This window comes from Acidicapsa dinghuensis, assembly GCF_025685685.1.
In the GTDB taxonomy this organism is placed as follows: Bacteria; Acidobacteriota; Terriglobia; order Terriglobales; family Acidobacteriaceae; genus Acidicapsa; species Acidicapsa dinghuensis.
The window spans coordinates 65,637-88,313 of sequence record NZ_JAGSYH010000010.1; the positions used below are offsets into that span (position 1 = coordinate 65,637).

A 22,677-nucleotide genomic window follows, 5' to 3' on the forward strand; every position below is an offset into this window, starting at 1 on the left:
TCAGTTGGCCTCCTGCGGCGTCTATCTCCTGCTGCTGATATGCTCAGATAAGTGAAATCGCCAGTGAAAATGCCGGTTTTGGTGACGCTGACGGCCGTGCTGGCCGTCGTGCCGGGCTGCAAGAAAGAAGAACAGGCGGTCAGCAGAGTCGCTCAATCTGCGGTTTCCGCGGAGCAGAAGGCGCAAGTGGCTTCGGCGGAACGAGATAAAGAGCGGGCTGAATTTGCTCGCATAGCCCTCCCCACCAAAAGCCGCTATGCGGATGTACACGAGCCGGGCGCGTGGATGAATCCATTTTTGAGCTTTGATGCGCAGTGGGTCAATCTGCGCATTACGCGAGCGGATGCGAACCCGTCGGCGCTGGGGCAGGGCGGCATGCTGCGGCCTACAGCGGCAAGGCGTCAGGAACTGCAGATTCGGCAAAAAGAGTTGGTGGATGCTTTGATTGCGCTGCCTGACGGTGCGTGGCCTTATGGGCGCGTGGTGGCAATTGAAGAGTCGCCGCTGGCAGATCCGAAGGCGCGGCCGGCGATCCGGCGGCAGATTGAAGCGGCGATTCAGCAGCTTAACGATCTGGGTATTGTGGTGGAGGAGTGGCCGTCGCGCTGATGGTGGCGGCCATCTCCTGTTGAGCGAGCCGGAGTCGTAACTGCTCGTTTTGAACGAGCAGCTCGCCAACCAGGACTTGTAGATTGCGGTTCTGTACTTGCAGAGCAGCGATCTCGTCCTGTGGCGGCCCAGCTTGAGTGGCGGATTGAGTTGGATTTGGGTGCATCCTGCCTCTCTCATCGTGCGGTGTTGCTGATTTGGAGATCAGAGACTGTTGATCGGTCTCAAACTTCACTGATGGTCCTCGCTGCGGCATCAATCGCGTCGCAGATTTTGCGGGTCTGCTCTGCGGAGAGATTTCCCTGGCTGGCGCGCATCTTGAGCGCGAATTTCAGATTCATCAAAGCGCGCATGATCTGAGGCGAACGTCCACGGCCGAAGACTTTGCCGGCCTGTTCAATACGCCCGAAGATGGCCTTGATAACGGGTTCGTTGGTTTTGAGGTAATCGGTACCCTGCTCGGTAACGGTGTAGAGCTTCTTGTTGCCGTCGGTGGAGGTTACGGTTGCGTAGCCTTCTTCTTCAAGCAGAGTGAGGGTGGGGTAAACGACGCCGGGAGATGGTGCGTAGCCGCCGGAAAGGCGCTCCTCGATGGCCTTGATGATTTCGTAGCCATAGCTCGGCTTTTCCGAGAGAAGCTGCAAGATAACGAGGCGAAGCTCGCCGGAATCGAAGAGGCGTTCCCGATCTGCGCCGGGGCCGAATCCGCCGAAGCCGCGTCCGTGATGACGTCCCCAAAAGCCTTCAAAGCCGCCGTGGCGTCCGAAATGGCGCTCGTGATGGCCGCATCGGCCAAAACCGGGCTGGCCCGCAAAGCGGGGGTCGTCCATTCGTGGATCGCCAACTTGTTGATCTGAATAGTGTTGTTTGCCAAACATAATGTGTTCCTTCTTTCATCTGAATTGCGATACATCGAAAATATCACTCTCGATATATCTTAAGATATATCTAAGATGTGATTTGGACGCAACTGGATTCCTGAAAAATTCAGATGAGCATTTTGACACAGCAATGCGTGTTGTTAGAGCAGCACTGTTAATCCAAACAGGACGATATGACGCTCGAAGAATTGATGAATGACGCCTCTCAGGCTTGTATCGATGAGAGAGAAACCTACCTGATCATGTTTACCGAGGGGGTAAACGGCTATGTCTGCCGGAACGATTCGGCGGCGATCGAGAGCCGGGCGCTGTTCAAGGGGACGTACCGCGAGTGTCAAGTGTGGGTGGAGCGGCGTGGGATCGCTATTGCGCTGCAGGTGGTGCTGTTGCGGATGGCAAAGGTGACCGAACTGAACGATGAGAGTATGACCGGAAAGGAAATACTGAAGCGGATTGCGCGGTTACTGTAGAGCTTTCAGCTCAAGCAAAGCCTTTGGGCCATTTTCGTGTGCCGCGGATTACGCGGAGAATGCGGATTTCGTCGGGCTCGACACGGTAGATCAGGATAAAGGGAGTTCTTCCCACTACTCGCTCCCGAGTTCCGGCGATGCGACCAAGCCGACCAACCAAAGGAAATTCGGAAAGTGCAATCGCCGTTCGGTGAATTCGGGTTTCAACAAGAGCGGCGTTTTGCGGACTGTCATTTGCTATATAGATTGCTATTTCATCCAAGTCGCGGATGGCTTGCCGGTTCCAGGTGATTCTCATGCAGTGTTTTTGAGTCGGCGGGCTTTCTGAATAGCGTCGTGAAAACGCTGCATTGCTTCTTCATGAGGAATCCCCGGCGAAGTGTCGGCGATGGCTTCTTCGACACTGGCGCGGAACCATTCATCGTAGCCGGGTTCGGGTTCGCCTGCTTCCTTCTGCCACTTAGTGAATTCGTCCTCCTGCAGGGAATTGACGAGCCAGTCTCGCTCTTCGGAGGGAAGTTGGCGGGCTGCTTCGAGGAGTTCGGCGACGGTTTGCGGCATAGGGAGATTATACGGCGATTTCAGAATTAGTCTCGTTGTCGCTTACACAGAGTCTTCGCACTTGCTGTTGTAAATATCGTGCAAGAATTCGACTTGCGGATTATTCAGTACCAATGTTTCCGATCTATTTGAGTAGATGAGTTTCAGATCGCCTTTGTTGGGGCCATCTTCAAAGACCGTAACGCCATCTAGAACACAGAAAAAGCCAAATACGGCGAGTTGCGCCGCTTGTCTTATTACCTCCGTGACGTGTTCTTGATCGCTGCTTGATAGCTCGTTAAACCACTCAGAAAGCATGACGAGTTTTGGATCAGGTTTGCGTCCTGACGGAGCACGAAGCTGAGCAACTGTTCCGCGCACAGCTGCGTCGCTCGTTTGAACCTTCAAAGCATTCACGAAGTTCTCTGGCGTCATCGGGCCACTCTCTCTTGAGATTCCAATTGATCGAATCTTTGGCCTACTCAGCGTTGTCGATCTGGGCGCGCTGTAGTTTGTCGCTGTAGTCGACGTAGACGGATTTCCAGGTGGTGTAGAAGTCGATAGCGCCGTTGCCTTCGCGATGGCCGTTGCCAGTTTGCTTCACACCGCCAAAGGGTAGGTGGACTTCTGCGCCGATGGTGGGGGCGTTGATGTAGGTGATGCCGGCTTCCAGGTCGCGGATTGCAGTGAAGGCGCGGTTGACGTCCTTGGTGTAGAGCGAGGTCGAGAGGCCGTAGTCGATGGAGTTGGCGATCTGGATAGCTTCCTCGAAGGTCGAGAACTCAATGAGCGAGACGACTGGGCCGAATACTTCTTCGCGGGCGATGCGCATGTCGGCTGTGACACTGCCAAAGACCGTTGGAGCAAAGAATGTGCCGTTCGCGTGGGGGCCTTTACTCAGCCGGCTACCGCCAGTAAGCAGTTTTGCGCCCTCGGCCTGGGCGATCTGGCAATAACTGGTGCTGGTCTCGATCTGTTGACTGTTAATCTGGGGGCCGACTTCAATGTTAGTGTCGAGGCCGTTACCGACCGTAAGCGCTTTGACGCGGGCAACGAGCCTTTCTGTAAATTCGGCGGTGATTGCCTTGTGCAGCAGGATGCGGCTGGTTGCGGTACAGCGTTGGCCGGTAGTGCCAAAGGCTCCCCAGAGTGCGCCATCGAGGGCGAGGTCGAGATTGGCATCGTCCATGACGATCATGGCGTTTTTGCCGCCCATTTCCAGCGAAACGGGTTTGAAGTTGGCGGCGGCGCGCTGGGCGACGATGGAGCCGACAGCCGACGAGCCGGTGAAGCTTACCGCGCGGACATCCGGGTGCTCGACGAGAGGCGCGCCCGCTTCAGGCCCGTAGCCGAAGACGATGTTGACGACGCCGGGAGGCAAACCGGCATCCATGAGGGTCTGAACGAGGTTGAGCGTTGAGAGCGGAGTGTCTTCGGCGGGCTTGATGACGCAGGTGTTGCCGGAGACGAGCGCAGGAAAGAGCTTCCACGAGGGGATGGCCATGGGGAAATTCCACGGCGTGATCATGGCGCATACGCCTACGGGCATGCGAATGGACATGGCGAACTTGTTCTGCAGTTCAGACGGGGTGGTCTGGCCGAAAAGACGGCGGCCTTCGCCAGCAACATAGTAGGCCTCGTCGATGGCTTCCTGCACGTCACCGCGGGTTTCGGCGAGGACTTTGCCCATTTCGCGGGTCATCTGGCGGGCGAACTCTTCCTTGCGCTCGGTCAGCAGTTGGCCAGCGCGATAGAGGATTTCAGCACGCTTGGGAGCAGGAACGAGACGCCAGGTTGCGAAGGCCTTCTTTGCGGCGGCAACAGCGAGCGCAACATCTGCTGCACTGGAGGCGGGGAAGTCTCCGATAACATCGTTATGGTCGGCGGGGTTGAGATTCTGAAAGGTCTGCCCGGATTGTGAAGGGAGCCACTCGCCGCCGATGAGATTGTGATAGTGCTTTGCCATATTCATTTCTCGCTTGCCGCCCGCAGTTGTAAGGGCTGATTCGATAGCCGGCGCGTTGCGCTCGCAGCCAACCTTTCAGATTAGCGCAGGGGAGCGGAGGATTCATGCTTCGCTCTCAGGGGATTTGCACCTCAACCAGGGCACGAGGTTACGCGGGTAGTAACTTCGTGCACGAGTTTCCTGAAGCAGGAACGCCGAAGGCAAGTCTTTCGTAATCTGGCGTAGATATTGGCCCAGATGGAGCATCCTAAGTACATGCAGATGGACGCAGACAAGGTGGCGACAATACAGGCAGAAAACCGGTGGGAAGTACCGTTCCGGATGCAGTCGGATGGGTGGATTCTGGTTTTGCTGTGCCTGCTGATTGGCGTGGCGATGGGCGGGTTCAGGTTGGGGCTGCCAATTGGGGTATTTCTGGTTCTCAGCCTGCTGCTTCATGAACTGGGACATGCGACGATGGCGATGCTGCTGCGAGTGCGGGTGAGTGAGATAGGTCTCAGTCTCAAGGGCGCGTATATTCGCCGGGCGCACTCGGGGCGCCGGTATGACGAGGCGTTGATTGCATTTGCTGGCCCGATGGTCAATTTTTGCTTGGTCGTTCTATTTCTTTATCTGCCGTGGATCGGTCATCGCCTGGCGGTGTGCAATCTGGCGATAGGTGCGATCAATTTACTGCCGATACCATCGAGCGATGGGAGGCGTATCTGGAAGGCTCTGTGGGGTGTGTAAAGCCGACGGCTCCCGCACTTGGCAAGGTCTGACTAGTCAAGATGGCCGGGGACGATGCGCAATCCTTGTCTGACGTTGCGCAATAAATGAGCGCCGCTGCGCAATCGCCGACGGACTATGCGCAATCGGCGTCGTGCAGTGTGCAATCTTTGAGCGATGATGCGCAATATACGTACTTTTCCACTTTCTGCGCGCAGGTGGCGAGTGGCCGTACAATAGTCGAGAGTCCCTGAATGCCCAGCCGGGTCTGGCGCTAGAGAGTTTATTCAAGCAAATGTCTTCGAACGGTTTTTCTTCGCGCACTACGCGTTCGCACGGGTTTCGCTCCCTGTTCAGCATGTTTTCGAGCGATCTGGCGATCGATCTTGGCACTGCCAACACACTGGTATATGCGGCGGGCAAGGGCATCGTCGTGAATGAGCCCTCGATTGTGGCTCTGAACAAGAACACCGGCGAAGTGGAGGCCGTGGGGCGCGAGGCCAAGGAGATGCTGGGCAGGACGCCGGGCAACATCGTGGCCATCAAGCCGATGAAGGACGGGGTGATCGCGGACTTCAAGGTCACCGAGAAGATGCTGAACTACTTCATCCAGAAGGCACACAACCGCAAGATGCTGGTGCATCCGCGGATCGTGATTGGCGTGCCTTCGGAGATTACCCAGGTAGAAAAGCGGGCTGTTGAGGACTCGGCGTATCGGGCCAAAGCCAGCGAGGTATATCTGGTGGAGCAGGCGATGGTGGCGGCGATCGGCGCGGGACTGCCGATCACCGAGGCCTACGGCAACATGGTGGTCGATATCGGCGGCGGAACGACGGATATTGCCGTGATTTCTCTGTCGGGGATTGTGTATTCGCGGTCGGTGCGGATGGCTGGCAATCAGATGGACGAGTCGATCACCAACTATCTGAAGCGCAAGTACAACCTGCTGATCGGCGAGCGGACCGCGGAGCAGATCAAGATCGAGATCGGGTCGGCCTATCCGTTGGATAAGCCGCTGACGATGGAGATCAAAGGACGCAACCTGATTGAGGGTGTGCCGAAGACGATCTCGATCGATGACAGCGAGATTCGCGATTCTCTGGCGGAATGCATTTCGGTAATCTTGAATGCGATTCGTGTTGCTCTGGAGCGGACACCGCCAGAGCTTTCGGCGGATATTTCGGATCGTGGCATTGTGCTGACGGGCGGCGGAGCGTTGATCAAGAATCTCGATAAGCGGATTCGAGAGGAAACCGGATTGCCGGTTTCGGTGGCTGATGATCCGCTGGCTTCTGTGGTGCTGGGAACGGGCAAGATGCTGTCGGATTTCCGGTTGCTGCGGAAGATCAAGATTGACTGAGACGAGTGCGAGTGTGAAAACATTCCCCGCTCACACTCCACACTTCACACTGACTTTCTATGGAATCGTTTTTTGGCCGCTATCGCAACCTGATCGTCGTGCTGGCGGTAGTGCTGGCGCAGGTGATGGGGCTGGCTGTGCAGGTGCGCAAACCCGCAGTGGCACAGGGTTCCATGCCGGGACAAACGCGGCCAGAAGGCAAGGGAGTCATGCTCATTCGGCTGTGGGCGGTGAGCGCGGTGTCGCCGTTTGAGCGGGGATTCCATGGAGTCAGCGATGACCTCACTGGGTTCTGGAACAACTATGTCAATCTGCAGCATGTGCGCGACCAGAATAAGCAGCTACAACAGACGATCGACCGGCTGAGACTGGAGCAGGCAGAACTGCATGAAGACGCTCTGCAAGGGCAACGGTTGCAGGCGTTGGTGAAGTTTCGCGAGGGGTATGCGTATGCGACGTTGCCAGCGCAGGTGATTGGGACGAGTGGAAGCAACCAGTCGCGGGTGCTTTATCTGGATAAAGGTCTGGACGATGGGCTGAAGCCGGATATGGCGGTGATTACCGGCGATGGCATCGTCGGTAAAGTGCGGGATGTGTTTGCGCGCACGGCTCAGGTGTTGCTGATCAACGACCAAACAAGCGGAGCCGGGGTGGTCCTGGAGAAGACGCGCATTCGCGGGATTTTGCGGGGAAATGCGGCGGGGCAGCCACAGGTGATCAATATTCTGGCGGATCAGCGGATACAGCCGGGTGAGCAGGTATTGACGGCAGGTGGGGATCAGATTTTTCCGCGCGGACTGCCGGTAGGGGCGGTGGAGAAGGTGGTTCGTGATCCGGAGCGAAGCGGCTTTATTGAGGTGGTGATCAAGCCGGCGGCAGATCTGCAGCACCTGGATGAGGTGCTGGTGATTACGTCGCTGGACTCGAAGATGTCTCCGCAGCAACAGAAGGACCTGGCAGCGAGCGAGGATCAGAAAGGCGCGGAAGCCGCCGAGCTTGCGGCTGAGGCGGAGCGCAAAAAGGCAGCCCAGGAGATGGAAGAGCGGCTGCCGGGGCTTAATAATCCGAATGCGCCGGATGCAGGTGGAGCGAACCCGGCTGGAACGAATCCTGCTGGAGCGACGCCGGCTCTTGGACAGATGGGGCCAGACGGCAAGCTTGCAACGAATGCATCGCAGTTGCCGACGCCGAAGCCGATACCAGCGAAGCACCCGGACCGGTTCTCGCCGGGGGTGTTATCCGATGGCGTGACGGGTTCTGGCACTGATACTCCGGGGCAGACGCCGAATGGCGGGGAGACTCAGCCGAAACCAGCCAATCCGAAGCCGATATCGATTACGGGCGCGGTAAAACCACGAACTTCGCGGAGGGTCCAATAGCAGTGCAGGCGCTCATTCCCGACTACCGCCGCGATCTGGAGATCCGGCGTTATCCGCTGCTGGTGTATGTGTTTGTGCCGCTGGCCGCGCTGGTATTGCAGGCGTGGCTGCCGCGGCTTATGGGTCGGTACGCCTACATGGATCTACCGCTGCTAGTGACGATTTATTTTGCGATCAACCGGCGGAGCCCAATTCATGGAACGTTATTGGGAGCGGTTCTGGGCCTGATGCAAGATGGATTGACGCAAAGGCCGATCGGGATTCACGGGATTGCGAATACGGTGGTCGGTTTCCTCGCTGCTTCGATTGGAATCCGGCTGGTAATAGAAAACAATCTCATTCGCATGCTGCTGAATTTTGCTTTCACGCTGCTGTCCAGTGCGCTGATGCTGTTTATCGTTGGCATGATGCTGGGGCTCAGCTGGCAGGTGAACTGGGTCGATGAGTTATTACGCGCGGGTGGGAATGCGGCCATTGGCCTGGTGGTATTTCCATTCCTGGACAGGTTGCAGACGAGGGACTGAGCAATAGCCGCCGCGGCGGAAGAATCAATCGCCATGCCTGTAGGCTTATCAAGTTAGCGGGCGAGTCGATAGTCCAGACGACGACTTTGATATTTGTATCCCTGCGATGCTCGCCAGCGCATATTACTGTCGGGTGATGCTGCATCGAGTGAAAAAGCGGCACTTAGGCCTGCTTTGCTTCCGCTTTATCTTCGTGGTATTCCATCTCGGTGTTGATGGACCAGATGTTGTCCTTTGAGGTGATGCCGTTGACGATGTTTTCGACGGCTGTCATGGCGGTCAGCATCGAGTGGTCCTGGTTGTTGTATTTGTGCATCCCGTTGCGGCCAACGAGAAAGAGATTTTTGAAAGTATCGGTATAGTTGCGAATGATGTCGAAGCAATCATAGCTGCCGAAGTAGGCTGGATAGGTTTTTGCCACACGCACGACGTGATAATCTTCGACGTCTTCTGCCTTGAGTATGCCGATACGCGAGACTTCTTCAATGGCTAGTTTACCCATCTCTTCATCGCTCAGCTTCCATAGGGGATCCGTATCGTTGCAGAAATATTCGAGCCCGATCCAGGTCTTGTTCGGATTGGCGACGAGCCATGGGCTCCAGTTATTGAATATCTGCAGACGGCCTACGGTGACGTCAGACTCTTGAATGTAAATCCAATTGTCTTTTAGCGCAGAACCATCGGCTTCCTTGACGATGAGTTTGTTGGCCAGCAGGCCAACAGTGATGAAATCGCGATATAGGAGGCCTTCGCTAATCTCTCTTACGGGGCTGGGCACAGGCGAACCAATGGCGCGGATGAGATCGCGGACGGGCATGGTGGAGAAGAAATAATCTCCGGTCCAAGTGGTGCGTTGTCCGGCTTCGTCGATGGCTTCGATGGCGACGACGCGATCATTTTCGACGCGGATGCGATCCACTTTGAGGCCGAAATGAATTTCGCCGCCATTTTCACGCACGATATCCGCGACGTGTTCCCAGAGCTGGCCTGGACCCAGCTTGGGATAGAGAAATTTTTCGATCAAAGAGGTTTCGACCTGCTTCTGTGCTATGTCATTCGCCTTTTTACGAGAGAAGGTCTTCTTGAGGAAATGAACGGCGACGGCTTTGAGAGATAGCCCTTTGATGCGCTGGGCACCCCACTCGGCACTGATCTTGTCGCAAGGCACGCCCCATACCTTTTCGGTGTAGGACTTGAAGAAGGTGAGATAGAGCTGCCTGCCGAAGCGATTGATAAGGAAGTCTTCGAGCGAGTGCTCTTCGCGCTGTGGAAGTACGGCAGACCAAAGATAGCTGAAGCCGCAGCGTACGGTGCGAATGCCACCCATCTTGCGGAGGGTATCTGCAGTGAGCTTGATGGGGTAATCGAAGAAGCAGCGGAGAAAGTAGATGCGGCTCTTACGCTGGCGAACAAGCATCACCAAATCATCGCTGTTTGGATCGGGGGCTGAGGTGAATTGAGGAACTTCACGTATTTTGCCTTGATGACGTAACTCAGATTTATCTGCTGCGCTGGCTTCCACTGGCATCAGGTCGAGCCACCATTGCATGACGCGGTCTGATTTTGAGAAGAAGCGGTGACCGCCGATATCCATACGATTGCCTTTGTAGACAATGGTTCGCGAGATGCCGCCAATTGCATGACTGGCTTCGATAAGGATGGGCTTGATGGCAGTCTGCCGCTGTAGTTCGAGCGCGGCAGTTAGTCCGGCAGGCCCGGCGCCAATGATGATGGCCGCCCCGCACTTGTTATCTGGCATGGATTCTCGTGAAGAGATTGCGGATCGTGATGTAAGCGAACTGTACAGTCATCTTTAATGTGCGTAACTTACTTCACGCCTTGTTGAATTCTGTCTGGGTGATGATGCCGTTATGTTCAATGCACGGATGGGTTTTCGTCAAAGGAATTTATTGATGTGTTTTCTGGATTCAACCAGAGCGTCACCACAGATCTTGTGGACGAATATATCGATATTACGGTGATCGAGTTTTCCGATGAAGGATTAAGGATGTTCAGACGCGGGCGTGGTTTTGTGCTGGCTGACGCTTTCGCCGTCGCCGGGGCGCAGGCTGCGGAAGACGAGCGTCGAGAGGATGGTCAGACCGCCGAGGAAATAAAAGGCTTTGTGGATGCCGTGGATGAAGACGATTGGCTGCTGGTAGGCGGAGGGCGGCAGGAAAAATTCGGTCGCTAAGCCCGCGATGGCGACGCCGAAGCTAATGGCCATCTGCTGCATGGTGCTGGCGATGGTGCTGGCGTTGCTTGTGTCTTCGTCGTCTATGTCGGCGTAGACCAGGGTGTTCATGCTGGTGTATTGGAGTGAGCTGAAGCCGCCGTAGATGAAGACGAGCAGGAGAATGAGCCAGATCGGTGTCTTGAGGCCGATGGTTCCGAAGAGGATAAGCAGGACCCCGATGAGGATGGTGTTGGAGGCGAGAACTCCGCGATAGCCGATGCGGCGGAGGATGGCGGACATGTATGGCTTCATAATGCCGGAGGCGATGGCTGGCGGCATGAGAAGCAAGCCGGACTGGACGGCGTTCATGCCCATGCCAACCTGATAGAGCAGCGGCAGAAGAAAAGGGACGCCGCCGATGCCAAGACGGGTGACGAGGCCTCCGGTGACAGCGGCGCGGAAGGTGCGGATGCGAAAGAGGCCGAGATGCAGCAGCGGATGTGGTGCGGTGTTGGCGTGGACCGCATAGCCGATGATGAGGGCAACGGACATGGCGAGAAGCGCGGCGATTTCGCGGATGCTCAGGGTGTGGTCACCGAAGACTTCGAGGACGTAAGAGAGCAAACCGATACCGGAGCCGAAGAGGATGAGGCCGACGAGGTCTATAGGCGCGGTGCCTTCTTCGCGGTAGTCGGGAAGATGCAGGTAGACCATGACGAGGCCGAGCAGGCCGATGGGCAGATTGAGGAAGAAGATGAGACGCCAGTGCAGATAGTGGACGATGAGTCCGCCGGCGACGGGACCGAACATAGGCCCGATGAGCGCGGGGATGGTGACGAAGCTCATCACACGCACGAGGTCGTATTTGGGGAAGGCTCGAACGAGTGTGAGGCGGCCTACGGGAACCATCATGGCTCCGCCGAAGCCCTGGATGATACGGCAGAGAACGAGTGTGTGGATGTTGCTGCAAAGGCCGCAGAGGAGTGATCCGAGGGTGAACATGCCGATGGCGGAGGCGAAGACGCGACGTGTGCCGTGGCGGTCGGCCATCCAGCCGCTGATGGGAATGAAGACGGCGAGAGCGAGGGTGTAGCTGGCGAGGACGGCCTTCATGGCCAGTGGGGCGACGTTGATAGCGGCCGAGACGGCGGGGACGGCGGTGTTAAGAATGGTGGTGTCGAGCGACTCCATGAAGAAGGCGACGGCGACGAGCCAGGGAAGGAGCTTGAGTGTGGATGGCGAAAGAAGCGGCGTTGCAAGCGCGGCGGCTGGTCCCGCTGTGGCGGAAATCGGAGATTCGCCGAGTCCTGAAGTGGGGTGTGCGGGGTCAGGCTTAACTGTTAGTGGGGTTTGGGGAGGAGTGGCCATCTGCGTTGGTTAGGATGCAGATTCTGTTATAGCTGGTCAGGGAACCAGAGAGGGCATTTCGGTCGAGAAAACGGGGCTAAAGGATTCGGGAGTCGGCAGGTCTCCATGACCCGTCGCAGGGACTGCGAGGAAGGCGTCGAAGAGGGATTTGTAGAGGCCCTGGCGGCCGGCGAGGCGGTCGCGGCGGTTGCGAAGGAAGCTGAAGCGGAAGGAGGAGATTGATTCGGCTTCGGCGAGGAATTCTCTGGAGAAGTGTTGGTGCGAGTATGCGATGGCGCAGAGGATGAGAGAGCGCCAGGCCATGCGGAGCAGGCTCCGGAAGGTGGGCGTGCCGTGTGGAAGCTGCTCCAAGCGGGCGGCAACGCGGTCAGAGAAGCGGAGAAGCTGGCGTGTCAGATCGTCGAGGGGAATGCCTCTTTTAGCCGCCAGGGTGAAGAGGGTCATGGATCCGCGCTGCTGGTCTTCGGCGAGATCCTGCAGGTCGTCGCCGAGTTGCAGGAGCACTCCCCATTCGAAAGCGAAATGGATCTCGGGTGCGGTGAGCCAGCCTCGGGTGAGGATGGCGTCGGCGAGGACGGATGTGCCGCCTTTGGCGCAGCTTATGGCGAGGATTTCTGCTTCGCTGAGATCTCGGTTTCTAAGCTGGCAGAGGCTGTTTTCCTGCGCCTGATGGATAGCTAGCAGGCAATCATAGACATGTGGAAAATCGACGCGCGGGTATTCGCTTTCGATGAGGTGGATCATGGTCTGGAGGGCGAGTTCGCGCGGATCGTCGATAGGGAGTTCTTTGCCGTAGAGACGCTGGCGGAAGCGGGCGCTGAAATGGAGCTTGGCTGCGGAGCTGAGATCTTCGCGGTCGAGGAGGTTATCGCTGTACGGGTAGAGCAGGCTGTAGCCGAGGATGGACGGGGTGAGGCGCTGCGGCATACCGAAAAGCGGCTGGAGGCCGCAGGCTGTCCACGCATTGCGGCTGGCCTGGATGATGTCGGCCATGCTGAGCGAGGGATCGAAGCTGCGCGCCCAACGGGCGAGCTGCGTGCCGGTGGGAAGGAAATCGCGGGTCAGGAGATCGATGGCATCAGCGCTGAGGTCGAGGCCTTGTGCGGCGAATTGGGCGAAGGCATCGGTGACGCGAGATTGGGTGGCTAGATTCTGTTCATGGTTGCTTGTGCCGAAATCGGGCCGAGGAGCTGGGAAAATCCATCTGAATGGTGGAAAACGCCGTGAAGAGGAGCCGCCCAGATTCTTAGAGGCCCGCTTTAGTTCGGCCTCTACCGCGTAAAGAGCTTCGTCATAAGCGCGCTCGCGCTGGTGTTGTTGACGGGCGGTGAACAGCGGAGCTTCGGGAGCCGGTCCGGTATCGCATTCGTGCCAGAGGGCACTGGTTGTGGCGGACTGCTCTTCGACCCAGGGCCAGCTATAGAGCTTATCCATACGATTGGAAATACGTTGAGTCGGGGATGATGGTTCCTTCGCTCTGCTCGCGCGCTTGATGATTAGGTATGCCCTACAAAGAGGGTAGCTTCGCAAATCAACGCGATGTCCTAGTTCCAAATTCAGTAATTGTCGTGAAATGCGATCATGCGTCCGAGATTTTGCTCGTGGTTGTTGGGGAAGCCGCACGAGGGTGCGAATTCAGCAGTGTCGCGGAAGGTGCCAAATATACGATCCCACCAAGTGATATCTCCGTAGTTGAACTCGTGGACATCGAGTTGGTGATGGATAGAGTGGTGCTCTGGGCGCTGTAGAAAGTAACCAATCCAATGAGGAGTTCTCAGATTACTGTGGTAGAAATACTCACCGATAACCGCATAGGCATTGAACCAAGCGGCCGCTTCCGGTGAAGCTCCCATGAGACAAAACATCAACAAGCTGGCGAGGATGGAATCGGCGATGATTTCGACGGGATGCTTATAAAACGAAGTCAGCATTTCAATACGTGTCGGACTGTGATGGACTTGATGGAACACGCGCCAGAACAGATCGAAATGGTGACGCGCGCGATGCCACCAATAGAAAAGAAAGGTTCCGATGAACCAACCCAGCAGGCCCGCAAGAAATGGCGGCATGCTACGGGGAATGTGGAAGAGTGAAGAGCCCTGAAGCCATCGGTTCCAGGCAACGCCGGCCAGCAGGACGACCCCAAGCTGCGCCAAATTCAGGACGGTTGCACGCACGTACCACCCTGGTGCCTCGGGAAGTTCCCGTCCCGGAAATGTACGTTCAGCAACGAAAAACAGAATAGTGGCAAAAACGATAATTGCGGTTGGAATCATGTCTCTCTCCAGTTACGTGAAGTTCTGTGAACTGAAAATAGGCGATCTCTTCCTCAGGCTCCATCGAGCGCATGACAGTTTCTGGGAGTGTCACAGCAGGCCACACTTTCGCAATGGGAAGAGATCAGACAGAATCCAGGAGTAGAATCACCTAGTTCATGAACATTTCTCTAAGTCAGGACAGCGATGTGCCGCTCCGTCAGCAACTCTCAGAGCAAATTGTTTTCCTGATTACTACTGGCGAGCTCCAGGCCGGAGAAGAGATGCCGAGTGTGCGTGCCTTGGCTCGTCGCGCCAAGGTGCACCACAATACCGTCAGCAAAGCGTACCAGGATCTTGTGCGTCGTGAGTGGCTTACGCGAAAGCGGGGGAGTCGCTTGGTTGTCGGAATTCCCGCAAATAAAGGGCAGCAGTCGGATCTCGGGCTGGACGAACTTATCAACGAGACCATTCGACGTGCCAGGAGCCTCGGCTATTCGCTTCAGACGTTACGGAACCGCTTGCGCGAACACCTTATTGAAGAGAGCGCGGACCATCTTCTCGTTGTGGAACATGAGACGGGGATACGCAAGATTATTCAGCGCGAGATTGAAGAGAAGGTCCAATGGCGGGTTGAGTCTTGTTCGTACATCGATATCGTTCGAGAACACGGCCTGGCCATCGGGGCCCAGGTTCTAGCTCCGACCTATATGACCGGGAGCCTGGCGCAGTTCGTTCCTGTTCATCGTCCATGTTTTTCAATTGAATATTCCAGTTCTAAAGACTACCTCGCTGTCATTCGCGATCTGCAGGTTCCATCGAATATCGCTGTTGTCTCGGTCAGCGAAAGCCTATTGAAAACCGCACGAAGCCTTCTAGCTCCCTCGATTGGACGAGAACACACGTACCAGGATCTTCTGTTGTCGACCGATAAAGTGGTAGACATGCACGGGGTTGATCTGGTGTTTTGTGACTCGATTACCTTATCTCTCGTGTCTTGCAATCGTAAGGTGCACCATCAACTTATCTCTGCCGATTGCCTGAAGGAGCTTTCGATACTCTTGTCTCTCGGGATTGAGAAATAGGGGCCTTGATGCTGCCGAAGCCTTCGGATTTTTACCTTTCCACCGCTTGATGACAAGAATAGATATTGAGAAGTAACGCCAGAGACAAAAACCAAACCTTCAAATCAAGCCCCTGGGATTGCACGGGACTTGTGATGGAAATCCCCGATTCCAAGTGTCCTTGCGGTCATGCTTGGTCCTTCCCCGTTACTGCGGGATTACCGGATTTCCGCAGGGTGGGAGCGGGGAATCACGGCTCAGGCTATGCTTAATGGAGCGGTGTTTCGCGAACCATGCCTCAAGAAAAAGTGAATCGCGATGAGAAGCTGCCGCCGATCAAGTTGACGGCGGCGCAGTACGGCATTCTGGCATTGATGCTCGTCCTGATCGGTGGATTGTGGAGGCTTCAGGTGCTGGGTGCGGATTCGTACCGGGCGCTGGCCGAGCAGAACCGGATTCGCAAGGTGCCGATTCTGGCGCCGAGAGGTAAGCTCTTTGATCGAGAAGGGCGGCTGCTGGTGGATAACTATCCATCGGTATCGTGTTTCCTGGTGCGTGAGCAGAGCCACAACGTTGAAGCCGACCTTCCGCTGATCGCCAAGGGATTGGACCTGGATCTGGACCAGTTGCGGGCGACACTGAAGAAGTTCCGGATTACGCCGAGCTATCAGCCGATTCCGATCAAACAGGACATTACTCCAGATGAGCAGGCGTTTATCGAGGCTCACCGCAACGAGCTGCCGGAGCTGGAGACGATCGACGAAGAACGGCGGCTGTATCCGAGGGACGGATTTGCATCGCATTTGATCGGGTATGTGGGCGAGGTGAGCGAAGACGATCTGAACAATCCCAAGTTTGCCTACTATGAGCCAGGCGATGTGGTTGGCAAGGCGGGGGTTGAGGAGACGTACGACGAAATTCTGCGTGGCGAAGATGGCTCGATGGATGTGATTGTGGACAGCCATGGGCGAGAAGTTGGACGGCGCGGGATTCAGCTGGCTACTCCGGGGCAGGATCTGCGGCTGACGATTGACAACGATATCCAGCGCGCCGCGGAGCTGGCGCTTGGTAATGCGAATGGCGCAGTGGTGGCGATGGACCCGCGCAACGGCGAGATTCTGGCAATGGTGTCGCATCCTAGCTTCGATCCGAACGCCTTTGCGGTGAAGATCGGACGGACGGAGTGGAATCAGTTGATCACCGATCCGGCGCATCCGTTGATGAATAAGGCGATCCAGGACCAGCTTGCTCCGGGTTCTACGTTCAAGATCATCATGTCGGTCGCGGGGATGGAAGAGGGAGTGGCCGAGAATTTGAAGGTAATGTGCAATGGCGGAGGCACCTTCTATGGGCACTTCTTCAAGTGCGATAAGCATCATGGATTGTTGAGCATCCATGAGGCGATCCCGATGTCGTGCGATACGTATTTTTACGATCTGGCGACGAAGCTGGGGATTGACACGATTGCGAAGTATGCAACCGCTCTGGGAATCGGATCGAAGACGGGCATCGATCTACCAGGTGAGATGGCAGGCGTGATGCCCTCGACGCAGTGGAAGATGCGGACCTTCCATCAGAAGTGGTATGCCGGTGAGGTCGTTTCCGTGGGCATTGGACAGGGCGCCGTTGCGGTGACGCCGATTCAGTTGTTGCGTGCGGTCTCGGGAATTGCTTCGGACGGGCATCTGGTGCGGCCGCATGTGGTGAATCCAAACCAGTTAAATTCGAATTATCACCAAGCGGTGCTGGAAACATACGGGGGCTCAGGCGACAGGCAGTTGCCGCTCCGGGAAGATACGTGGATGACGGTGACGGAGGGGATGGCGCAGGCGACAACTCCGGGGCTGTACCACACGGCTGAGGGAGCGCATCTGGAAGGGATTGATTTTGCGGGCAAGACGGGAACGGCGCAGGTGGTAGGCGGCGGCGACACGCACGTAAGAGGTGGAGCGAAGACGCCGAATGCCTGGTTTGTGGGGATGGTGCCGCGGAGGAATCCGGAGTTTGCAGTGGTGGTCTTGCAAGAGCACGGCGACTGGGGATCTGGTTCGGCGAAGATTGCGGCGCAGATCGTTACGGCCTATGTGAACAAGAAGCGACGGCAGGATGGAAATCTGCTTGTTGTACCGCAGAAGACCGCGCCGGTGGAGATGGGCGCGATCTGGTCTGCTCCGCGTCGGGATGCTGGGCGGCACGAGACGCGCGTGGACAAGGGAGATCCGGAGATTGCGGCGCTCGAGGCGAGCGGGATGCAGGGCGGACATTTCCTGATTGGGCCGGATGGGTCGATTGCGGGGCTGGAGAATGGGGCATCCGAGATCCCCACCCGTTCCGCCGTTGAGGACGAAGCTTCCGTGGTACCCACCCTTTCAGCAATAGACGCGGAAAGGATGGGGCACCCAGAGTCGCTGTCTCCCCGGTCTCAGAATCGAGACCGGGGGCACCCAGATTTGGGGCAAGTCATTGGGTTGCCTGAGCGGTTTCGCGGGGTGCTGGCTGTTGGCGGGGGAACTCGCTGATGCGGCGGTATTTAAGCTTTCGCGATTTTGACTGGGCATTGCTGCTGATGGTGCTGGCGTTGTGTGTGCTGTCGGTACTGGAGATTTATTCGGCGACGCACCTGATTCCGAAGTATCACGGATTCCACACCAAGCAGATGTATTGGATCGCGGGCGGCCTGATAGCGATGTTTGTCCTTTCGAAGATCGACTATCACCGGTTGATTGATATTGTGTGGTGGCTTTACGGCACATTTTTCCTGCTGCTGGTGGCGGTGAAGCTGGTTGGTCACAGGGCGTTGGGCGGCAAACGATGGCTGAAGGTCGGGCCTGTCCTGTTTCAGCCTTCGGAGTGGCTCAAGCTGGTGCTGATTCTGCTGATGGCGCGCTACTTTGCGAACCTGGGCGGACAGAGCCTGACGTGGCGTGACATTCTGAAGGCGATGGCACTGGTAGGCGCGCCGATGCTACTGGTGCTGATGCAGCCGGATCTGGGAACAACACTGACGTATACACCGATATTGCTGGCGGGGCTGTTTCTGGGCGGCATCAATTTCAAGCAGGCGGCCATTATTACCACTGTGGGGCTGGTGGCGATCACGGGCGTCTGGATGAGCGGTAAGGTGCTGAAACCTTATCAGAAAGCAAGACTTACGAGCTTCATGAATCCGGATAACGATCCCAAGGGGACGGGGTACCAGGTGCGGCAGTCGCTGATTGCAGTGGGGTCGGGCGGAATCTGGGGCAAGGGCGCGGAGCAAGGGTCGCAAACGCAGGGAGATTTTTTGCCGATTCCTCATGCGGACTTCATTTTTGCGGCATTTAGTGAAGAGCATGGGTTTACCGGCGCGTTTCTTGTTCTACTGCTATACTTCCTTGTATTGATGCGTTTGATTCAAAACGCTCAAACCGCCGCTGACATCTCCGGCTCACTAGTAGTGATGGGAGTCGTGGCTGTATTGACCTTTCAGATTGCGGTCAATGTAGGCATGGTCATCGGCTTTATGCCGGTCACCGGAATTCCTTTACCGTTAATGAGTTACGGCGGGTCTTCGGTGATGGTCACCTTTATGGCGCTTGGCGTTGTGATGAATGTTCGCATGCGCCGTTTCGTGAATTAGGCATTCCAACCAAAGTTTTTCCTTCCTGCTCGCAGTTGGAGCATGGAAGTCTAGTAAGATCAATCACTTCGCCGGCAGGTTTCGATTGCAAGCAGCCCCGGCAGGATTGGATGAATGAGCACGCAGGGATGGGTTTTCCGTTGGCAGCGCTTTGATATGACGGAAACTTCCGGGATCGCGGCTTCGGCGTCTGGTGACGCAGGAGCGATGCGTTCCGAAGATAAGGTTTTTCGCGCTGTTTTCGGGCCGCCGTTTCAGGCCGCCCGCTCCCTGAACGCAATGAATTGCTGTAAGTGGCGCTTTCGTCACGGGTTCGACGAACGGTCGCTGTCCGGCCGCTTTCCCTCTTGGCTGGGTCCCATCGACGGTTCTTTTCCGGCAGAGTTTGGCTTCGAAACGGGAGCCGCAGCCGGTTCTCTTCCCGAACAGCTTCGTTTTGATTCTCCATTCCTGAATTGTGTGTCTCGATTGCAGTCGGCCTTGCCGTGGGTCCCGATGGGTAAACGCCCTGGGACGGAAAGGCAATATGGCCAAGGAAATTTGTATTTCAAGCACGCCGCACGAAACGCGGCTTGCGATTTTGGAAGACGATCAGCTCGCTGAGATTTATTACGAGCGAGAAAACGAATATACGCTTGCCGGCTCGATTTATAAGGGCCGGGTGACGCGAGTCCTGCCGGGCATGCAGTCCGCATTTGTGGACATCGGCTTGGAGCGCGACGCGTTCCTGTATGTCACGGACTTTCTGGAGATGGAAGACCAGGAAGATTCGGACGAGGTTGAGCGCGCGGCGGTGCAGGGTAGCACGCAGAGGCAGCCGCAGGGGCGTTCCGGACGCGGCGAGGACCGCGGACGGCGCGGCGAAAGCAGGGGCGAATCCCGCCCCTCGAACGTCAGCGAGCCCGAGGCGACAACATACGAAGGCGGAGATGCGACGCTGCATTTCGCGCCGACTACTTCGGAAATTCTGATTGAGGGCGGCGAGACTGAGCCGGTGGAGTCTGCCCCGGTCAGCGAAGAGATGGAGCAGGGTGCGCGCCGCTGGCGGGGACGCCGCCGACGACGGGGTGGCCGCGGACGGGATGAGGCTGAGGCGCGGACCGAGGGGCAGAGCGCTTCGTCCGAGCCCGAGGTTGACGCCGAAGAGGCGGAGCTGCCCGCGGTGGAGATTGAGGCTGCGGCGCACGAAGCGGTGCCGGAGTCGAAGCCGGCTGCGGCGACGCCGTTTCTGCTGCCCGGTGAGTCGCTGTCTAAGTATGGAAGCACGAATGGTGGTGGGGACGCACCGAAGGCGGGTGGGCTGACGATTACAGAGGTCCCGTCCTCCCCGGTAGAGTCGACGCCCCTGCGGACAGTGTCGAAGCCGTCGACACTGGTCGAGGGCGAGATTGTATGGGATGGACTCGGGCTGCTGCCGGGCGAGTCGCTGGCGCGGCATCGGCAGGTGGAGAATGCGCCGGTGTTCGCGGAGCCGTCGGCTGCGGTGGATGCTGAGCCTTCGGGTGAGTTTGCGCTGCCAGCGCACGGCGGTGAAGAGCACGTTCCCGAGCACAGCCATGGAACGTTTGAGTTCTCGGAGATTTCAGGAACGGTGCATGAACTGGTGCATGAGGAAGTCTTCGATGAGGTGGAGCATGAGGCTGGCGCCCCCGAGGCACATGCAGAGGTCCCAGTAGAAGAGACCGTCGAAGAGATTCATGATACTCCGGTGACCGAAGTGGTTGAGGAAGTGTGCGAGGCTCCCGAAGCGCACGAAGTTCATGAAGAACATGCTGAGGTTGCGCACGCGGCGAACGAAACGACTGAGGGCGAGGAGTTCGAGGAAGAAGAGATTCACGATGCTTCGGCGAGTCACAATGTTGATCCATTGCCGCCGAGTGAATTCCGGTTTTCGGATCTGTTTGGTGGGCGGAAAAAAAGTGACGAGCCGGAGTACGGGCATGAGCCGATGGCCGAGCAGCCTGCTCCCAAGCCTGCGGTAGCTGTTTCGGTTTCAGCGTATGCGCCGGGTGATGGCCTCGTGGAAGAAGAGGTCATTGAAGAGGAAGAGTATGAGTTTTCTCCGCTGAAGGCGCATCACGGTGACGAGCATGACCTTGATGAGCTGGAGGAGGAGACGCTGCAGCAGCAGATTCGCTCGGGGGCGTTGGGCGAGATGCTGGAAGAGGCTCAGCTCGACCATCGGCTGCAGGTTGAGTCGGTTGAGGAAGAAGAAGGTGAGGAAGGCGAGGAGGCTGCGGTTGCGGCTCCGAGCCGGCCTGGACAGCAGGGTGGGCGCGAGCGAGGTGATCGTGGCCGTGGACGCCGTGGCCGAGGTGGTGATGGCCGCAGCGGTGACGGACGGGGCGAGGGACGCCGCGGGCCTTCGCGGCGCTCAGCGCAGACGACGGATCTGCCGATTATCAGCGATCTGCTGAAGCCGGGGCAGGAGATTCTGGTTCAGATTGCGAAGGAACCGATTGCCAAGAAGGGTGCGCGGATTACGAGCCACATTGCGCTGCCGGGGCGGTTCCTGGTGTTCATGCCGACGGTGAGCCATGTGGGCGTGAGCCGCAAGATTGCTTCGGATGATGAGCGGCAGAGACTGAAGAGGATTCTGATCAGCGAACGCGGCGAGGCTTCGGGCGGATTTATCGTTCGCACCGCGGCAGAGGGCGCGACGGAAGATGAGCTGCGCGCGGATTTGCGGTTCCTGATCAATCTGTGGAATGAAATCAAGCAGCGTGCGGAGAATTCGCGTCCGCCAGCGCTGATTTATCACGATCTGAGCCTGATCGAGCGCATTTTGCGTGACCAGGTGAGCGATAACTTCTCGCATATCTGGGTCGATTCGGAAGCGGATTACGAGCGGATTGTGCGCTTCCTGAACCGCTTCTCGCCAGAGCTGGTGCGGCGCGTGAAGCTGTACACGAAGGAAGTGCCGCTGTTTGAGCACTTCGGCATTCAGGATGAGATTTCAAAGGCGCTGCGCTCGAAGGTGTGGCTGAAGTCGGGCGGATCGATTGTGATCAACCAGACGGAAGCTCTGGTGGCGATCGACATCAACACAGGCAAGTTCGTGGGCAAGACGGCGCGGCTTGAGGACACGATCCTTAAGACGAACCTGGATGCGATTCCGGAGATTGTGCGGCAGATTCGGTTGCGCGATCTGGGCGGCATCATCGTGATCGACTTTATCGATATGGATGAGCGCAAGAATCGTGCACGGGTGATGGCTGCGCTGGAAGAAGCATTGAAGCAGGACCGCGCGCCGACGAAGGTGCTGCAGTTTAACGACTTTGGTCTGGTGGCGATTACACGCAAGCGCGTGAAGCAGTCACTGGAGCGGACGTTGAGCGTGCCGTGCCCGATCTGCCAGGCGACTGGTATGGTTAAGAGCCCAGCGACGGTTGCGAACGAGATCTATGTCGAAGTTCGCAAGATGCGCAAGCATTTTGATCAGAATGAAGTGCTGCTGCGCGTGAATCCAGAGACGGCGAAGGCGCTGAAGGCCAACAATGCGAAATGGCTGACGGAGCTGGAGGAACTGGCGGGCAAGAATGTGCTGGTGAAGAGCGATGCAACACTGCATCCGGAGCAATTCGATATTCAGGGATAGCGTAGTGATGTGTAATTCCTGACGTATCGCTTACATGTTTCTGATGTTTGTCTGAAAGGGCTGAGTTTTTGAAACTCAGCCCTTTTTGCTTTAGCGGGAGTACGCAACCTTTATCGCAGAAATGTGTCTAACGGATTTAACAGGAGCATTGCACGACTCC

The 22,677-nt window shown here is 57.0% G+C and carries 20 protein-coding genes; 11 read left to right on the forward strand and 9 right to left on the reverse strand.

The window, feature by feature from the left end:
- Positions 1-63: 63 nt before the first annotated feature.
- Positions 64-609 carry a hypothetical protein gene (locus tag OHL22_RS23315; RefSeq protein WP_263342211.1) on the forward strand — a complete coding sequence of 182 codons (546 nt, stop codon included), beginning with the start codon at positions 64-66 and terminating at the stop codon, positions 607-609.
- A 224-nt stretch (positions 610-833) separates the two neighbouring features.
- Here the strand turns inward: OHL22_RS23315 and OHL22_RS23320 are convergent, their stop codons facing one another.
- The gene (locus OHL22_RS23320) at positions 834-1,487 is read right to left on the reverse strand and encodes a PadR family transcriptional regulator (protein WP_263342212.1); all 654 of its coding nucleotides are present in this window, start codon (positions 1,485-1,487) and stop codon (positions 834-836) included.
- A gap of 176 nt (positions 1,488-1,663) precedes the next feature.
- Here OHL22_RS23320 and OHL22_RS23325 point away from each other — a divergent pair, with 176 nt between their 5' ends.
- On the forward strand, positions 1,664-1,960 hold the full coding sequence (locus OHL22_RS23325; RefSeq protein WP_263342214.1) for a hypothetical protein: 297 nt from the start codon (positions 1,664-1,666) through the stop codon (positions 1,958-1,960).
- A gap of 10 nt (positions 1,961-1,970) precedes the next feature.
- Here the strand turns inward: OHL22_RS23325 and OHL22_RS25170 are convergent, their stop codons facing one another.
- The 4 genes from OHL22_RS25170 to OHL22_RS23340 are packed head-to-tail and all read right to left on the reverse strand — an operon-like array spanning position 1,971 to position 4,466.
- Complete coding sequence (locus tag OHL22_RS25170) at positions 1,971-2,258, reverse strand: type II toxin-antitoxin system RelE/ParE family toxin (RefSeq protein ID WP_377819777.1); 288 nt, start codon at positions 2,256-2,258, stop codon at positions 1,971-1,973.
- Positions 2,255-2,521, reverse strand: coding sequence for an antitoxin PaaA2 family protein (locus tag OHL22_RS23330; protein ID WP_263342215.1), 267 nt, complete (start codon positions 2,519-2,521; stop codon positions 2,255-2,257). The genes OHL22_RS25170 and OHL22_RS23330 overlap by 4 nt, the downstream gene beginning before the upstream one ends.
- Positions 2,522-2,563: 42 nt before the next feature.
- Positions 2,564-2,935: a hypothetical protein gene (locus tag OHL22_RS23335; RefSeq protein WP_263342216.1), complete on the reverse strand. Its 372-nt coding sequence runs from the start codon at positions 2,933-2,935 to the stop codon at positions 2,564-2,566.
- 43 nt (positions 2,936-2,978) lie between these two features.
- A complete protein-coding gene (locus tag OHL22_RS23340; RefSeq protein WP_263342218.1) occupies positions 2,979-4,466 on the reverse strand; it encodes an aldehyde dehydrogenase family protein in 1,488 nt (495 codons plus the stop codon).
- A gap of 255 nt (positions 4,467-4,721) precedes the next feature.
- Here OHL22_RS23340 and OHL22_RS23345 point away from each other — a divergent pair, with 255 nt between their 5' ends.
- From OHL22_RS23345 to mreD, 4 genes are all read left to right on the forward strand, one after another.
- Entirely contained in the window at positions 4,722-5,195 is a 474-nt protein-coding gene (locus OHL22_RS23345; RefSeq protein WP_263342219.1) for a site-2 protease family protein, read from the forward strand.
- 274 nt (positions 5,196-5,469) lie between these two features.
- A complete protein-coding gene (locus OHL22_RS23350; RefSeq protein ID WP_317890918.1) occupies positions 5,470-6,534 on the forward strand; it encodes a rod shape-determining protein in 1,065 nt (354 codons plus the stop codon).
- 59 nt (positions 6,535-6,593) lie between these two features.
- Positions 6,594-7,913, forward strand: coding sequence for a rod shape-determining protein MreC (gene mreC / locus OHL22_RS23355; RefSeq protein WP_263342220.1), 1,320 nt, complete (start codon positions 6,594-6,596; stop codon positions 7,911-7,913).
- A 2-nt stretch (positions 7,914-7,915) separates the two neighbouring features.
- Positions 7,916-8,437 (forward strand): rod shape-determining protein MreD, encoded by a 522-nt coding sequence (mreD, locus tag OHL22_RS23360; RefSeq protein WP_263342221.1) that lies wholly within the window; start codon positions 7,916-7,918, stop codon positions 8,435-8,437.
- A 163-nt stretch (positions 8,438-8,600) separates the two neighbouring features.
- Here mreD and OHL22_RS23365 read toward each other — a convergent pair whose 3' ends face one another.
- The 4 genes from OHL22_RS23365 to OHL22_RS23380 form a co-directional block, all read right to left on the reverse strand.
- A complete protein-coding gene (locus tag OHL22_RS23365; RefSeq protein ID WP_263342222.1) occupies positions 8,601-10,196 on the reverse strand; it encodes an NAD(P)/FAD-dependent oxidoreductase in 1,596 nt (531 codons plus the stop codon).
- A 243-nt stretch (positions 10,197-10,439) separates the two neighbouring features.
- Complete coding sequence (locus OHL22_RS23370) at positions 10,440-11,981, reverse strand: DHA2 family efflux MFS transporter permease subunit (protein ID WP_263342223.1); 1,542 nt, start codon at positions 11,979-11,981, stop codon at positions 10,440-10,442.
- A gap of 36 nt (positions 11,982-12,017) precedes the next feature.
- Complete coding sequence (locus tag OHL22_RS23375) at positions 12,018-13,415, reverse strand: isoprenoid biosynthesis enzyme family protein (protein WP_263342225.1); 1,398 nt, start codon at positions 13,413-13,415, stop codon at positions 12,018-12,020.
- Positions 13,416-13,537: 122 nt separating this feature from the next.
- Entirely contained in the window at positions 13,538-14,257 is a 720-nt protein-coding gene (locus OHL22_RS23380; RefSeq protein ID WP_263342226.1) for a sterol desaturase family protein, read from the reverse strand.
- 158 nt (positions 14,258-14,415) lie between these two features.
- Here OHL22_RS23380 and OHL22_RS23385 point away from each other — a divergent pair, with 158 nt between their 5' ends.
- The 5 genes from OHL22_RS23385 (at position 14,416) to OHL22_RS23405 (ending at position 22,517) form a co-directional block, all read left to right on the forward strand.
- Positions 14,416-15,321 carry a GntR family transcriptional regulator gene (locus OHL22_RS23385; protein ID WP_263342227.1) on the forward strand — a complete coding sequence of 302 codons (906 nt, stop codon included), beginning with the start codon at positions 14,416-14,418 and terminating at the stop codon, positions 15,319-15,321.
- Between the two features lie 272 nt (positions 15,322-15,593).
- Entirely contained in the window at positions 15,594-17,819 is a 2,226-nt protein-coding gene (gene mrdA / locus OHL22_RS23390) for a penicillin-binding protein 2 (protein ID WP_263342228.1), read from the forward strand.
- Complete coding sequence (gene rodA / locus OHL22_RS23395) at positions 17,819-18,919, forward strand: rod shape-determining protein RodA (RefSeq protein WP_263342229.1); 1,101 nt, start codon at positions 17,819-17,821, stop codon at positions 18,917-18,919. The genes mrdA and rodA overlap by 1 nt, the downstream gene beginning before the upstream one ends.
- Before the next feature lie 114 nt (positions 18,920-19,033).
- Positions 19,034-19,522, forward strand: a complete 489-nt coding sequence (locus OHL22_RS23400) for a hypothetical protein (RefSeq protein WP_263342230.1) — start codon at positions 19,034-19,036, stop codon at positions 19,520-19,522.
- The gene (locus OHL22_RS23405) at positions 19,446-22,517 is read left to right on the forward strand and encodes an Rne/Rng family ribonuclease (protein ID WP_263342231.1); all 3,072 of its coding nucleotides are present in this window, start codon (positions 19,446-19,448) and stop codon (positions 22,515-22,517) included. The genes OHL22_RS23400 and OHL22_RS23405 overlap by 77 nt, the downstream gene beginning before the upstream one ends.
- Positions 22,518-22,677 lie beyond the last annotated feature (160 nt).